This window comes from Dolichospermum sp. FACHB-1091 (assembly GCF_014697585.1).
GTDB lineage: Bacteria > Cyanobacteriota > Cyanobacteriia > Cyanobacteriales > Nostocaceae > Dolichospermum.
In genome coordinates this window covers 167563-182758 of sequence record NZ_JACJSB010000001.1, presented here as the reverse complement: position 1 = coordinate 182758, position 15196 = coordinate 167563, and the positions used below count along the sequence as shown (strand labels likewise).

Genomic DNA, 15196 nt, shown 5'->3' with positions numbered 1-15196 from the left:
TTCTTTCTTGATAAAATAGCTTGAACTATGAACTTTAGTTTTTAATTTTGAGATTTGTAAATAAATACTAAGGTAATTAACCGTCAGTTTTTTCTATTCTGTCTCTAATATCATTCAAGTCTATATATCTATCAGTAGCATTGCGTAGCTCTCTGGCGATCATTCCTTCTGTTGACACTACTGTAATATGCGTATTTTTGGAGCGTAATAACTCAATAGCCCTTTCAAAATCACCATCTCCGCTGAATAATACAACTCTGTCATATTGATCTACCGTATTAAACATATCAACGACAATTTCAATATCTAAATTGGCTTTTTGGGAGTAACGACCGGAAGCATCATCATAATACTCCTTGAGGATTTTCGTGCGGACTGTATAACCTAAACTGATAAGTGCATCTCGAAAACCGCGTTGATCTTGGGGGTCTTTTAATCCAGTATACCAGAAAGCATTGATCAATGTTGTGTCAGACTGTTCATACTTGAAATATTCTAAAACACGGCGGGGGTCAAAAAACCAACCATTTTTCTGTTGAGCATAGAACATATTGTTTCCGTCTACAAAAATAGACAGACGATTCATTGGAGAACCCATAAAAATTTACACCTAATAATAGATAAGAATGTTAGAGGTAAGAATAGATTATAGCAATTATCAAGTCGTAATTTTGCTAAGATATTTAATGCAGATAATTATGTATAGCTATGATCTTACCTCTTTTCCAGCCAAAACTTGGCCAAAATATCCCAGATCAGATCCTAATTATTTAACTTGTTCCACCTCCGGTACTGATCAAGATGTTGTCAAAAGCAGAAGATGTTTGAGAAGTCAGAAAGTATACTAACCCTCTTGTAAATCTCTTCCCCGCAGAAGGAGAGACTTTGACTCTTACTCCCTCAGTAACAAAAGTTTTTCCTTTTGTCTCTTCTCGTAGCAGGTAGGGAAGGGATTTGGGTTGGTTTACTGAGGCTTTAATATTACCAAAAATACTTTTAAAACATCCTCTGATCAAAATTTACCAATAAAATTGACCTAGTAACAGCATTCCGAACTAGATAATATTCAATTTTACTACTAAAGGGTATGATAACTAATTTGGGGTAGAGAATAGACTGATATTCATCAATATATTTTTTCATCAATTGTAGGCATGATTTGAGAGTATTATCAATACTTCACTTTACTTTAGGAGTTTGATCAAACATCAATTTACAAATTAAATGTGTGTAAAGTTACTTTAGCACCACTTTAGAAAAATTTCGATCCACATCAAGGAATATTTACATAACTAACCCAGTATCAGGATATTTTCCGTTCCTCTTCAGTGTCCATTTGTGGTATATACGTTATCAGTGTTTTATGTTATTTTTATACGGAAAGTTAGCTTTTGCCAAGTAATTGGCGAAATTTTTGCCGAAAGATACAAACAAATGTCCAAATTTTTGCCAAGATAGAAATATTATTTTATAGAAAATAACTTGGCAAAAATCAGCATGAGTGAAAAAACCATAGAAAATTACGGGAAAAGTTTTCTCGTTCTAATTTTGCCGATATCGTTTGTGATTGTTTTACTGGTCAATACCTGGAAAGTTTTACTCGTAATCCTATTGCTGTTAATGGTTTTGACTATTTGGCAGCAATATACATGGCAAAAGTGGTGTAACCAAGTTAACCCACTTTTCTACGAGTTAATTCAGGAAAATCAGGGAAAAATTACACCCATGGATTTGGCAATTAAGGCTAATTTTTCTGGAGAGACCGGAAAACGCTATTTAGATGCTAAAGCCAAGGAATTTGGCGCTAGTGTACTGGAATCGGAAAATGAGGGACAATCCTACTATTTTATCACTGCCAGTATTCTCGGCGATATTTTTGATAGTAGTGAATCTTTGGAAGATATTCCCAGACAACCAGTTACTAAAATTGCCAGTTCGCTTTTAGCACCACCAACCTCAATACCCCAGGAAGAGAAATCTGAATTTGGATCTTTACCCGAACCAACCCCGGAGGAAATCAAAAAACCCCTAGAAAAACAGTTAGTTTTTGGTTCACTGATTCAATCTGAATTAGCTAAAAGACTCAATGTCTATTCCAGTACAGTTTACAAGCGACGCAACGACCCAGATTTCCCTGAGTGGAGTCGTAGCCGTGATCCTGATGGTATCGCTTGGTCCTATTCTCGTAAATCTAAGGATTTTTTCCCGATACAAGAACAGGTCCCTGGAGTTAGGGGTCAGGAGGAGTAAACTACCATACAATTCAAAATCCAAAATCCAAAATCCAAAATCTAAAATCCAAAATCCAAAATCCAAAATTGAATCAGCTATTACCCAGTCCTATCGCTTGACTGATAGATGTCAAGCCCTTTTCTTCCAGCTTAGTTAATAACCCAGCGAGTATACGACGTACCATCATTGGGCCTTCATAAATCCAGCCTGTATAAGTTTGGATCAGACAAGCTCCCGCTGTGATTTTTTCCCAAGCATCCTCAGCGCTAAATATACCACCTACACCAATGATTGGCATCTGTCCTTGGGTTTGTTCGTAAATAAAACGAATTACCTCTGTAGAACGATCTCTGACTGGTTTTCCGCTAATTCCTCCCCCCTCCTCTTGGGGGGATTTACCTGTTTTTTCAATGATTTGGGTTTTCAGTCCAACACGACTAATAGTGGTGTTAGTAGCAATTAAACCAGCAATTTGGTAAGTTTTAGCTAGACTAATAATATCAGCTATGGCCTCCCATTCTAAATCGGGGGCTATTTTCACAAAGATGGGTTTATTGGTGCTGTTTTCTAGTTGCAATACATCTATGATTTGACTGAGCATAGCAGCATCCTGGAGCGATCGCAATCCCGGAGTATTAGGAGAAGAAACATTAACTACAAAATAATCACCCAAATCCTTGAGTAATCGAAAACTCTCTAGATAATCCTGGGCTGCTAATTCCAAAGCTGTTATCTTGGATTTACCTAAATTTATACCTATAGGTATAGGTATTGGATAATTCAAGTTTTCTTTCCCCTCCTTGAGTCTTGCGGCCATAGCAACAGCACCAGCATTATTAAAACCCATCCGGTTAAGTGCTGCTTGATCTAAAGGTAAACGAAATAACCGAGGGGGAGGATTTCCCGGTTGGGGGTGATAAGTAACAGTACCCAATTCAGCAAAACCAAACCCAAAATTATGCCACAAACTAGCGCCAATACCGTCTTTGTCAAATCCAGCAGCCAAACCCAAAGGATTAGGAAATTTCATTCCCAGTATAGTTTGTTCTAGTCGTGGGTTCTGGAGAGATAAAGATTGGTAAAGGAGATGATTTAAACAATTATTAGCCGGATAATAGCTGGTTTTTGCCAGCCAATTGAGACTACTAATAGTTTGTTTGTGTAACCACTCTGGGTCTGTTTTCACCAGAGTAAATAAAAAATGACCAACTAATGCTTTATAAATATCCAATTTAGGTTACTAGTCAGTTAAATTAAGTAGGTTAGAGTTAAAAATTGTCGTTATGACAAGGGAACAGGGAACAGGGAACTGGGAACAGGGAAGAGGTTTTGGGCAACTTTACATTTCTTTACACATTTCTTTACACAGGTTGGTTTTTTCATGCCAACTTACTTAGGGAATTTCAGAAAATAATAGGACTTACGCACAAATCACAAAGGCAAGAGAATTTCAGAGATATTTTGCCTCATCTCCGGTCAAGGGTGGAGACGTTCCATGGAACGTCTCTACAAGGGTTTCAGGTTACGCACATTAAATATTCACCTGATGTCTATTAACTAAACTGTGACAAAATTAGCTAATGCTAAAGTCCCCGTTAAGCCCGTCACCTCAATAATAGCATCAGTAGCAGCACTAAATCCTGCCGTTCCATCATTAATAGCGACAAAACTACGGATACTAGCACCAGCACCAAAGGTAAATTGAGCAGCGGAGTTAGCTACAAAGGCAGTATTGGTTAACTTAGCTGCAATTTCCGTTGTATTCAGTGTTGGCACAGATCCCACATTAGAAAATACGCTGCGGGCAGTGGAAACAAGGAATAAATCATTATTAGCAGTAGCATTGAAGTCTGTAATCACATCAAAGTTACTGAAAACAGAATGAGCTAAAGTGCGGTAGTCAAAACGGTCTACTCCCAACCCTCCAGTTAGAGTATCTTTTCCAAGCCCTCCGGTTAGGATGTCATCACCTGCACCACCATCTATAGTGTTATTAGCACTGTTACCAGTAATGACGTTATTACCTGCATTACCAGTACCGTTAATTGCGGTTGTTCCCGTTAAAGTCAGGTTTTCGATGTTTGTCAACGTGGCAATACTCCAGGTGATACTAGATCGAATTGTATCTGTACCTGCGTTGGCATTTTCGGTAATAGTGTCAGTGCTGGTATCAACAATATAAATGTCATTACCCGCACCACCAATCAAGGTATCTGTACCTAATCCACCATCTAAGGTATCATTACCTGCACCACCATCTATAGTGTTATTACCAGTATTACCAGTAATGACGTTATTACCTGCATTACCAGTACCGTTAATTCCGGTTGTTCCCGTTAAAGTCAGGTTTTCAATGTTTGTCAACGTGGCAATACTCAAGGTGATACTAGATCGAATTGTATCTGTACCTGCGTTGGCATCTTCTTGAATGGAATCACTAACATTGTCTACGATGTAAGTATCATTACCTGCACCACCAGACAAATAATCACTTCCAGTCCCACCATTTAAGGTATCGTTACCTGCACCACCAGACAAATCATCACTTCCAGTCCCACCATCTAAGATATTATTGCCGCTGTTGCCCTGGATAGTGTTATTGTTAATGTTGCCAGTACCGTTAATATTCCCAGTTCCGGTCAAAGTCAGGTTTTCTACACCTGCGGGTAGGGTAGTAGTAGCACTAGATTGTAAAGTGTCACTAATAGTTACTATGCCTATATTTTGTCCTGGTATCAACACAGCATCCGTAGGATTGGAAAGTGTGACGTTAAAGGTTTTATCAGATTCTGAAAAGTTATCATCCAAAATGGGGACGTTAATAGTCTTTGTGGTTTCCCCAGCGTTAAAAGTCAGTGTACCTGTAGTGGGAGTGTAGTCATCACCCGGAGAAGCTCCTAAATAGAAGGAGCTGGTGGCATATTGGACAGTTACAGTGGTTGTACTGGCCGCAGAAAGGGTGACGGTTAAAACCGCATTTTGTGGGGAGGTTTGCCCTTCTGTTACTGTGACACTATTGATACTTAAACTAGGCTTTGTTGAAGGTTGGGTAATGTATAAGTCATTGTTTCGTATTGACAGAACACTATTACCAACAATGTTTAAGTTATAAGTGCTATCAGTACCTGCGTCAATTTGGGTAGTGGTTGTGCCATCGTAAAGAAAGATATTATTGGTGTTACTGATACCACTATAACTAATTTCTGCCCATGCCACCTTGTTATTGGCAACAGTGAAATCAGAAATGTATGAATATAAACCAGAAATGTCTGAATTATTACTCAATGATACAGTGGAAGTTCCATTGTAGAGTTTCAATGTGTAACTAGGATAACTATTACTATTTGTTGTTGTATCTACCCAAACAACCCAATTACCATCAATCTTAAAGTTTCCTTGTGACCACAACTGACTGGCTAGTTGGGTTGTGGTGTTAGTAGTACCATTGTAAAGCTCAAGAGAATAATTTGTGCCATCATATTTAGAGTAGACAACCTGATCTCCAGAAACTAGTGGATTATAAACCTCAATGTTATTGGTAATTTGGGTAGTGGTTGTGCCATTGTAGAAAAACAAGTTTTCTGCCGTACCATTCCAGTTAAACCAGGCCACCTTATTATCAGAAATAACAGGACTATAATCGTCGGTGGTGTTGTTTGTCAGTTGAGTTGTAGTAGTTCCGTTGTTCAGATAAATTTCGTAGTCATTACCATCCGAACCAACCCAGACAGCATTACTACCTGATAGTTTTAAATCCCTCTCGTCTGTGTCGTTATTGGTAAGTTGAGTTGTGGTTGTGCCATTATTGCGGAATATTTCCACATCCGTGCCATCATTAGCATACCAGAGGACATTATTACCAGCAATCTGAGGTGCGTAGTCGTTAATTGTGTTATTGGTCAGTTTGGTTGTTGTGCCACCACTGTAACGATAAATTTCGTAGTCGTTACCATCTTTTTTGGCATAAACCACTGTATTACCAGAAATATTGTAACTGGCGCGTATAGCAATATTACTTATAACAACATTATTACTACCTGTAATAGTATTATTACTACCTGTAATAACATTATTATTACCTGTAATAGTATTATTATTACTACCATTACTAGGAATATTGTCATTGTCGGTTGTAACAATATCATAGGCAATATTGGCAATTGGTAACGTTGTTGTGCCGTTGTAGAGGTTAAGAACAGAATTTGCTCCCTTGGTAGTTACCCAAACGTAATTACTACCAGAAGACTTAAAAGAACCACTTCCCAAAGTAGTTAACTTAACTGTCTCATAGAGGGTAATTCCCGCTTCTTCAATGGCAATATTTTGGCTATTTGGGGTAATAGTCCGATGATCATTTTCATTTTGGATACGATTTATTTCCGTAGCACTTACAGATACACCACGCACTAAAGCAGAGAAATATTCACCTTCATCTCCTCTGGTGTCTGTGAGGTTGATTTGAGCGTCTAAATAATGCCCAATTTCTTCTAAAAGAATAGCCTGAATTTCGTTTACAGTGGCAGTATTGAGAAAAGTATCAGATAGATAAATCTTATTCTGAGTTGCAGCATAGCCTCCTCTTGCGTTCCCTAGCACTGTACCACTAACGACTTGAATATTTGGTAAAGCACTGAAATTTTTTGATTTCCACTGAGCAAGAATAGACTCTGCTTGTAAGCGATTGTAACTAGACCCGAAAGCTGTCCCTAATATTGTCCAGAAATTCTGAGAACAAGCATATTCAAATAAGGTATCATAAACGCCAGGAATGGCTGGATTCAGAAGATTATTGATGTAATTCTGATTTTGAGTCATTTTTTTCGCCTTTTAAGTTAAAAAACAGTAAAATTGTCAGATTTTAAGACTTAAACACTGTCGAGGCTGAAATTCCTAGTTTATTGTGTCTGAGCTTGTTGAAGTGCAGACCACAAAAAAGCTTTCCCCAAATGGACTTAGACTGAAACGACTTTATTATATAACATACAAACAGTAAACAGTTTATACAAGATCAAAAAAGCTATAACTATACTGTCAGAATCAGGATATTTATGATTCAAGGATGAAAACAGGGATTTCTCGTTCCCAGTCTCTGACTGGGAACGAGGAAAACGAGGAAATAGTTTGTTTGTGTAACCACTCTGGGTCTGTTTTCACCAGAGTAAATAAAAAATGACCAACTAATGCTTTATAAATATCCAATTTAGGTTAGGAGTCAATTAAATTAGGGAATTTCAGAAAATAATATACTAATTGTAGGGGGCGTTAGGCAAAGCAACGCACTCTAAATTTGATTAATGGTGCGTTACTATCGCTAACGCACCCTACTTGTCTGGAGTCAGAGCCTCTAAATAGCATTCCCAGTCAGAGTCTGGGAACGAGGAACGAGGAAACGAGAAAAAATCACCATATCCGTAAAAAGGACATATATCCCTGAATTTTTTGATAATTGGGGGATATATGTCCTAGTACGAGATAATTACAGCTTTATGTAATCTTGTGTCTTATTGATCAAGCCTGGTTGAGCACTAGCTCATAAACTGTAAAATAAGTCCTTTGACCGTTAAGCGGTATGCTGGGGAGAGACGGGTATAAAGTGCTTGAATAAATGCAACAGCTAGTGGAAACAGCTGCGGGTTCACCCCCCCTATAATAGCCTCAAGTTCCAAATCAGACAATTCATTGAATTCAGTTTGAACCTGTGCTAAGTCAGCAATTTGAATGCGAGCCATGTTGGTATTCTCCTTGGTTTAAAAAGTTTAAAAATGCAGAAAAACTGTAACCGAAATGTTTTACTTGAATGTTTTACTTGTTTATTGCCCAACTGGATTATATTAAATAAAATAACTTCTGTCTAGAGGTGTAAATTAATTAAATGGGACATAAAAGTTGCAGTTTTCTTGATCGAAATAGCTTGATTATGACAGCATTTTTTAACCAAATACCCGTAATATTGCCTTTTTCTATTAAAAATACCCCCAATAAACAAGCAATTACGGGGCTAGACTAGCCAGAAAAAGGGACAAAACAGTTACACTTTTATCCTGATTAACTGGGGAAATTTTATCAAACAGGCAAAAATCAGGATCAGATCATGTCTTTTGACTAATTAGGGTTTATGGAAGCAATAACAGTCCAATAGCGGGACAAATCCAGTGTTATCCGACCTAGCTAAAAGTGTCAAAACTGGAGTCGCGCTGGGAGAAGGAATTAGAGGCTCTGTTTCAAATTTTCACAGTATATTTTGAGGGGAAATCTACTGCTTCACCATTACTGATCATTGTCCTGTACAATAAAGCACATATATCTGCTCTGGTGGCAACTTTTTTAGTATTCAGCAATTTTACATTTGGATAGTTGACTATTATACTATTTTCTGTTAAGGCAGCTATAAAATTACGATGTTCGCTTTTAATCGTAGAAGCATCGCTATAAACTGAAAGGATATTGTCTGTAGAACCAGTAAATTTATAATTCAGTCCTTTAGCTAAGGTGATAAAAACGTCTAAACGGGTCAGCTTTTGACTAGGGTTGAATTTTTTACTACCAAGAGTGTTAAAAAAGCCCATTGCATAAGTTTCTTGAATAGCATTATAAGCCCAATGTCGCGGAGGAATATCTTTAAAAGCGATCGCCTTACGGATTTTACTTTTAATAAATACTTTTTGTAAAAGGACAGCCAATTCACCACGGGTCACTGGTGCGTTAGGACGAAAAGAACCATCAGGAAAGCCACCAATTACTTCCATTGCTGCCAATTCGCTAATATATTCTTTAGCCCAATAGTCTTTGGAGATATCAGAAAATGATACTTTAATACCTTTAGCTACACCTATCCGCCGATATTTACTTAATAGCTGTCCCAGTTCAAAACTGGAATTTTCCTGAATTTGCGTCAACTGCGTTACACTGCCAGGGGGAACTGTTAAGGCTTGTGCTAGGTTAGAACCAAGGATATTGATAGATTTACCAACAACATAATTTAGGAAGATAGGATAAGCGCCCGTTGTGGGAACTTGAGAAAATCCCGCTGCTTGGTATTGAGTAATATTGATATTTTCCGAACCGCTGAGGAAAGTAACTTTTTGGTGATTAACTTGGGTGAAGTAATCGTATTTGGTAGTATCATCATCAACAATGCTATCATTGTTAATATCAGCACCATAAAAGGTGCGGACTACTTGATCTTCTGTGGGATTAGCTGATAAAATCAGGTTAACCACAGTATTTTCCGGTAAAACCGCAAATTCACTGTAGCCAATAAAGCGATTTGTGGTATCATACAAACGAACAACTATAAGATCGCCTAATTTAAATCCGTTGACAAAATTGGCTTTTTGCTTCATCCTATATTTATAATCGCCCAAAAATCTTTCTTGGCGGTATTTGTCGCCATATTTAATTTTTATAGAAATGCGGGCTGTTACTTCTGAGATCCTACCACCGGGTTGCCATATATAAAGGGTGAATGCCGGTTTTTTGACTGGGGAAAAATTTGCGGGAACAGGAATTTCGACTGCTCCACCGTCAGATTTATCCGCTAAAACTGGCTTGTCTGATGAATAACTCAGATTTGATGTATACAAAGAAGACAGTTTTGATAATGCTAATGCCGAAGTTATAGGCGATAATGCGATAATAGAAGCAGTTGCAATAACTAGCTGACTCCAATAAGTTAATTTAATGGGATTCATGGTATTTTAGCTCACACCTAGCAAACAAACTAATGATAATTGACAATTATAAGTAAATAACCCGCAAACTTACACTGAAATTTTCAAAAATGACAATTACAACTATGACAGGACTTACGCAAAATATTCCTCAAACCCTCATTTCTCTGTGTTCTCTGTGCCTGAAGTGGTTCGTTATTCCGTGACTCATGGGTAAGTCCTATATGAAATTGTGTAGGTTGGGTTGAAGAACGAAACCCAACCAAGTCGTGAAGGTTTCCCTGTCTTTCTACCTAAGCTACAATTGACAACTGATAATCATAAATAAACTGGAAATTTACACTGGAATTTTTACAAATGACAATTACAACCCAATATTTACAGACATTAGAAAAACAGGTTTGGACTTGGCGAAATCACAAAATTCAATATACAGTTATGGGTACAGGTCAATCCTTGGTACTTATTCATGGTTTTGGGGCTTCCATTGGTCATTGGCGAAAAAATATCCCGGTTTTGGCTGCGGCTGGTTATCGGGTGTTTGCTTTAGACTTGTTGGGCTTTGGAGGTTCTGATAAAGCAACCGTGGATTATACCATGGAATTGTGGGCGGAATTATTAAAAGATTTTTACAATGCACATATTCAAACACCGGCTATATTTATCGGTAATTCTATTGGCGCACTTCTAAGTTTAATTATCTTAACGGAATATCCTGAAATTGCGGCTGGGGGTGTGTTAATTAACTCTGCGGGTGGTTTGAGTCACCGTCCCCATGAATTAAACCCTGTGCTGCGGGTTTTTATGGCGACTTTTAACAAGTTAGTGGCTAACCCGGTTACAGGTAAATTTGTTTTTAACCGTATTCGCCAAAAATCACAAATCAAACGCACATTATATCAAGTGTACAGCGATCGCAATGCTGTAACTGATGAACTTGTAGATATACTATATATACCATCTTGTGACTCAGGAGCGCAAACTGTTTTTGCTTCTATTCTCACCGCACCCCCAGGACCTAGCCCAGAGGAGTTATTACCTAAGTTAGAACTTCCCTTGTTAGTAATTTGGGGTGAGGAAGACCCTTGGACACCAATTACAGGGGCGAATATTTATAGACTAGCACAGGAAGATGGTAAAGATGTTAAAATTGTGCCTATTCCTGGTGCTGGCCATTGTCCCCATGATGAAGTTCCAGATGTTGTTAATAGTGAAATTATTAATTGGTTAGGACAGGTAATGGGTAATGGTTAATGGTTAATCTTTTCCAATGTCCTTTACAGCAAATTGTCATCAAACCCGGAACAAGAACCCCACCCCCAACCCCCTCCAATATCAAAAGTTTATCCTTTTCTTCCCCCCGCTGCGGGGGGATTGAGGGGGGTGCTAAGATGTACCTTATATGATTGGAAATCGCTGTAAGTTGTTGCTTATTTGATAGACAGGTAAGGAAAATGAGAAAAGGGAATTTTCTATAACAATCCTCAGTGGGTTGTGAAGGGATTTTTTTGAACGAACCACAGAGGAAACAGAGGAAACAAAGGTATAGAAAGAAGAGGTATTCACGTCTTATTTAGGATCGCTATATATGTCACTAACTGAAGAAATTCTTTCTCAACTCCCAGGGGATATTTTAGGCGGCTTGCGTCGCGCAGATACCATCTTAACCTCTTTAAGAACTAATAACTCACCCATACCAAATGTAGTTCAAGAAAATCCCGAAAATTTAGAATCATTACAATTTGATGTCATTATTTGCGGTGGAACTTTGGGAATTTTAATTGGTTGCGCTTTAGCTGTGCGGGGTGTGCGCGTAGCCTTATTAGAAAGGGGAATTTTGCGGGGAAGAGAACAGGAATGGAATATTTCTCGCCAAGAATTAAAAGTATTTCGGGAATTGGAATTACTAACGGAAACGGAATTAAACCAGGCTATTGTTACTGAATATAATCCCGCACGAGTTAGCTTTTCAGGAGGTACGGAAATTTGGGTAGAAGATGTTCTTAATATTGGTATAAGTCCTATTTATTTACTTGAAACATTAAAAACTCGCTTTCTGAATGCTGGAGGAAAACTATTTGAAAATACACCCTTTAGCAACATAGTAATTCACAAAAATGGAGTTATTATCAATAACCAATTTACTGGAAAATTGTTATTAGATGTCATGGGAAATTTATCACCAATTAGCCAACAAGCACGTCAAGGAAAAAAACCAGATGCACTTTGTTTAGTTGTGGGAACTTGTGCTACAGGATTTCCTGAGAATAAAACTGGTGATTTATTATTATCTTTTACAGCATTGGAAAATCAATGTCAATATTTTTGGGAAGCATTTCCCGCTAAAGACGGGAGAACAACTTATTTGTTCACTTATTTAGATTCAGCACCAGAAAGATTGAGCTTAGAAACTTTATTTGCTGAATATTTCCGTCTATTACCAGAATATCAAGGTGTGGAAATTAATCACCTCAATTTTCAACGGGCTTTGTTTGGTTTCTTTCCCAGTTATCGTCAAAGTCCTTTACAAACTCCTTGGAATCGGATTTTATTTGTAGGAGATAGTAGCGGAAATCAATCACCTTTAAGTTTTGGTGGTTTTGGGGCTATGGTGCGTCATTTACAAAGGTTAACTGTAGGAATTGCAGAAGCATTGAAAACTGATCAATTATCTGCCAAATCTTTAGCAATTCTCCAACCATATCAACCGAGTTTAAGTGTAACTTGGCTATTTCAAAAAGCCATGAGTGTAGGAGTAAATCAACAAATTAACCCCAATCAAATTAACCAATTACTCGCGGCCGTATTTGCACAAATGCAGCAGTTAGGAACACCTGTTTTAAAACCTTTTTTACAAGATATTGTCCAATTTGGGGCGTTAACAAAAACTTTGTTAAAAACTGGTTTATCTCATCCTTTATTAGTTGCAAAAATCATTCCCCAAGTGGGTTTATTAAGTTTATTAGATTGGATTTTACATTATGTAAATTTAATTGTGTATACTAGGTTGTTTACTTTAAGTCCAATGTTAGAAATATTAGTTAATAATCTACCACAAGAAAAACAATATTATTGGCATCGGTTAATAGATAAATGGCGGTTTGGTTCTGGTAGTGATTATCATGAATAAGTAGGGCTTGCTGAAAAAGTTGTCTGTGAGGGGAGGGAACAGGGAACAGGGAACAGGGAACAGTTTTAACTGTCTGGATATCCTCAATTTTCCAAATCCGACAAAGAAAAATGCACCTATTTTAAGACACCATTAGCCAAAACCTGGCACCTCTTTGTGGTAAAAATCCGCGAAACCCTTTATTAATAAATGGTTTTAGGTTTATATGGCTAACGCCACGCTACGCTATCAGCAAGCCCTAAGTAGGTGAACACAATCAAACAAATCTGTGTCGAGAATAGTAAAATCTCCCAAAACTTCAATTTTTGACGATTTTTCTGTTATTAAGACAATGACGGATTTTCTGGATCTCCGTTGTTGCTAAACCTAAATACATTTGCTGTAATTCTCTGGATAAATCAGGATTTTTGATCAAGTGTTCTATCCGGCTTTCAATAGTAGCAATCAAATTATCTAAATTTTCATTAGTAACTATGTTTTGTTTCCCTATCTCCTTTAAACTAGGCTGTACAGATAGTTCTCTAGCATTATTTTGGTTCTGCAAATATTTAGCTTTTTCTGTTTCTAATTGAGCTACAGTTAATTGTAAGGTTTCTATGACTCCATACATCTCCAATGGGTCAAATATCCGCAATAAACTGGTTTGAGTGACTATAGCTAACTTTGCGCCCCAATCCCAGGATACAACCAATCGCTGCACTCGTCGCTTTTGCATTTCTTGATGGGCAGACCATAGGGAATCTTCTGGACTCAGTAAAAATAACGGTGTACTCATCACTGTTTTTGCTTGAATTTCAGGCAAATTTAAGCCCAATGCTTGAAATTGTACTATGTCTCTTTCTGTAACAATTCCTACTGGTTTACAAGCGGATTCAGCATCATTCCCAGAACCACTTTTCGTTATCACCACGCAACTAACTTGATATTCTGCCATCATCTGCGCCAAGCTGAGTACGGAGGCTGTGGGTGCTGCATGAATTACCTGGCTTGTCATGACTTCTGATACCCGCCGCATTTTCAGTAAATTGGTGGGGCGCAAAACTTGTCTAATACTCTCTGGGGAAACAATTCCTACTACTCGTGTATCTTCATTGACTATCACTAAATGGCGAATCCGATACCGCCGAAATAAAAACAGTGCCGCAAAAATATCCCGAAATGAAGTTTCCACTAAGGTTATTACTGGATGTATCATGACATCAGCTATTTTCACTCCAGTAAAATCTCTACCCATCGCTGTCAGTTTAACAACATCTCTTTCTGTGAAAATGCCCAGTAATTTGTTTTCTTCTATAACTAAAATACAACTTGACCGCGTACCTTGCATGGAACTAAAACCCATTTCTGAATCAAAATCAGGTAAGAAACAACTATTACCTCGCGTCTGATTCATTAAATTGACAACATCAATTAGGGAAGTATTCGGTGTAACAACCAGTGGACGCTTATCTATCGCATCTTCTAAGCAAGGAACGCCAATGAGTGGGTCATCAATTTCCATATTTGACAATAGCCGATGAAGTTAATTTATAAAGTTTTGTAAATTTTTTTGTCATATACATATTATTTTCTATAAATTTCAGTTACAATACGAGGGATGTAAAGGATGAAAGGGGGGAAACAGTTTATATATAAAGGATTGAATTATCAAAAGGTAAATATGGGATAAGATTCGGGGTTATCTATCCCAGTAGGGGTAAAAAAGACATTTTTACTTTGTGGTTCTAAATTAGAGCCAATATGTACATCAGTCTTCATCCATACCGGAAATTCTTTGTATTTTACCATAGAGCCTGTCTAAAACCCTTTTAACTGATACAGGTTGCCATTGACTCCCCCGCTTGGTTTGATATCCTTGCTGGTTAAGCCAAGCGGCGATTTGTGGAAGTGATTTTCCTGACTTGTGGTGACGGCGAATTAATTCAATAATCTGTTGTTCAGATGGATTTTCGACTAATTCACCATTAACAGACTGTTGACCAAAAGCAGGTGAACCATAGCCGGCATAGCCGCCACTGGCCGCTTTCGCTTTTCTGGCTTGGTCTAGCTTGTCTCTGATGTAAGAGTCTTTTGATTTTTCAGTTGCCATTGTTTTTAGAAAAAAATCATTTCTATTCTATGGGGATTATATCTCAAATATTGGTCTTTGCCAGTTGATGAGTGA

At 37.7% G+C, this 15196-nt stretch carries 10 protein-coding genes; 3 read left to right on the top strand and 7 right to left on the bottom strand.

Annotated elements, in window-relative coordinates:
• Nucleotides 1-76: 76 nt before the first annotated feature.
• Entirely contained in the window at nt 77-598 is a 522-nt protein-coding gene (locus H6G25_RS00805) for an NYN domain-containing protein (RefSeq protein WP_027402274.1), read from the bottom strand.
• A gap of 899 nt (nt 599-1497) precedes the next feature.
• Between H6G25_RS00805 and H6G25_RS00800 the strand changes: the two genes are divergently transcribed.
• The gene (locus H6G25_RS00800; RefSeq protein WP_190390862.1) at nt 1498-2250 is read left to right on the top strand and encodes a hypothetical protein; all 753 of its coding nucleotides are present in this window, start codon (nt 1498-1500) and stop codon (nt 2248-2250) included.
• Between the two features lie 73 nt (nt 2251-2323).
• Here H6G25_RS00800 and H6G25_RS00795 read toward each other — a convergent pair whose 3' ends face one another.
• The 4 genes from H6G25_RS00795 to H6G25_RS00780 form a co-directional block, all read right to left on the bottom strand.
• Entirely contained in the window at nt 2324-3463 is a 1140-nt protein-coding gene (locus H6G25_RS00795) for a quinone-dependent dihydroorotate dehydrogenase (RefSeq protein ID WP_190390861.1), read from the bottom strand.
• 326 nt (nt 3464-3789) lie between these two features.
• Entirely contained in the window at nt 3790-7047 is a 3258-nt protein-coding gene (locus H6G25_RS20960) for a calcium-binding protein (protein ID WP_190390860.1), read from the bottom strand.
• Nucleotides 7048-7757: 710 nt separating this feature from the next.
• Nucleotides 7758-7961 (bottom strand): bacteriocin, encoded by a 204-nt coding sequence (locus H6G25_RS00785; RefSeq protein ID WP_190390859.1) that lies wholly within the window; start codon nt 7959-7961, stop codon nt 7758-7760.
• 492 nt (nt 7962-8453) lie between these two features.
• A complete protein-coding gene (locus tag H6G25_RS00780; RefSeq protein WP_190390858.1) occupies nt 8454-9923 on the bottom strand; it encodes an S-layer homology domain-containing protein in 1470 nt (489 codons plus the stop codon).
• A 336-nt stretch (nt 9924-10259) separates the two neighbouring features.
• Here H6G25_RS00780 and H6G25_RS00775 point away from each other — a divergent pair, with 336 nt between their 5' ends.
• Nucleotides 10260-11156 (top strand): alpha/beta fold hydrolase, encoded by an 897-nt coding sequence (locus H6G25_RS00775; protein ID WP_190390857.1) that lies wholly within the window; start codon nt 10260-10262, stop codon nt 11154-11156.
• A 334-nt stretch (nt 11157-11490) separates the two neighbouring features.
• Nucleotides 11491-13032, top strand: coding sequence for an FAD-binding oxidoreductase (locus H6G25_RS00770; protein WP_190390856.1), 1542 nt, complete (start codon nt 11491-11493; stop codon nt 13030-13032).
• Between the two features lie 298 nt (nt 13033-13330).
• On the opposite strand, the gene H6G25_RS00765 is transcribed toward H6G25_RS00770, so the two are convergent.
• Nucleotides 13331-14533 carry a CBS domain-containing protein gene (locus H6G25_RS00765; RefSeq protein WP_190390855.1) on the bottom strand — a complete coding sequence of 401 codons (1203 nt, stop codon included), beginning with the start codon at nt 14531-14533 and terminating at the stop codon, nt 13331-13333.
• Between the two features lie 246 nt (nt 14534-14779).
• Nucleotides 14780-15121 carry a recombinase family protein gene (locus H6G25_RS00760; RefSeq protein ID WP_028084444.1) on the bottom strand — a complete coding sequence of 114 codons (342 nt, stop codon included), beginning with the start codon at nt 15119-15121 and terminating at the stop codon, nt 14780-14782.
• Nucleotides 15122-15196 lie beyond the last annotated feature (75 nt).

What these genes read in the sequence shown, in the direction of transcription:
- H6G25_RS00805 (WP_027402274.1), bottom strand. Translation starts at nt 598, where the DNA reads ATGGGTTCTCCAATGAATCGTCTGTCTATTTTTGTAGACGGAAACAAT.
- H6G25_RS00800 (WP_190390862.1), top strand. Translation starts at nt 1,498, where the DNA reads ATGAGTGAAAAAACCATAGAAAATTACGGGAAAAGTTTTCTCGTTCTA.
- H6G25_RS20960 (WP_190390860.1), bottom strand. Translation starts at nt 7,047, where the DNA reads ATGACTCAAAATCAGAATTACATCAATAATCTTCTGAATCCAGCCATT.
- H6G25_RS00785 (WP_190390859.1), bottom strand. Translation starts at nt 7,961, where the DNA reads ATGGCTCGCATTCAAATTGCTGACTTAGCACAGGTTCAAACTGAATTC.
- H6G25_RS00780 (WP_190390858.1), bottom strand. Translation starts at nt 9,923, where the DNA reads ATGAATCCCATTAAATTAACTTATTGGAGTCAGCTAGTTATTGCAACT.
- H6G25_RS00775 (WP_190390857.1), top strand. Translation starts at nt 10,260, where the DNA reads ATGACAATTACAACCCAATATTTACAGACATTAGAAAAACAGGTTTGG.
- H6G25_RS00770 (WP_190390856.1), top strand. Translation starts at nt 11,491, where the DNA reads ATGTCACTAACTGAAGAAATTCTTTCTCAACTCCCAGGGGATATTTTA.
- H6G25_RS00765 (WP_190390855.1), bottom strand. Translation starts at nt 14,533, where the DNA reads ATGGAAATTGATGACCCACTCATTGGCGTTCCTTGCTTAGAAGATGCG.
- H6G25_RS00760 (WP_028084444.1), bottom strand. Translation starts at nt 15,121, where the DNA reads ATGGCAACTGAAAAATCAAAAGACTCTTACATCAGAGACAAGCTAGAC.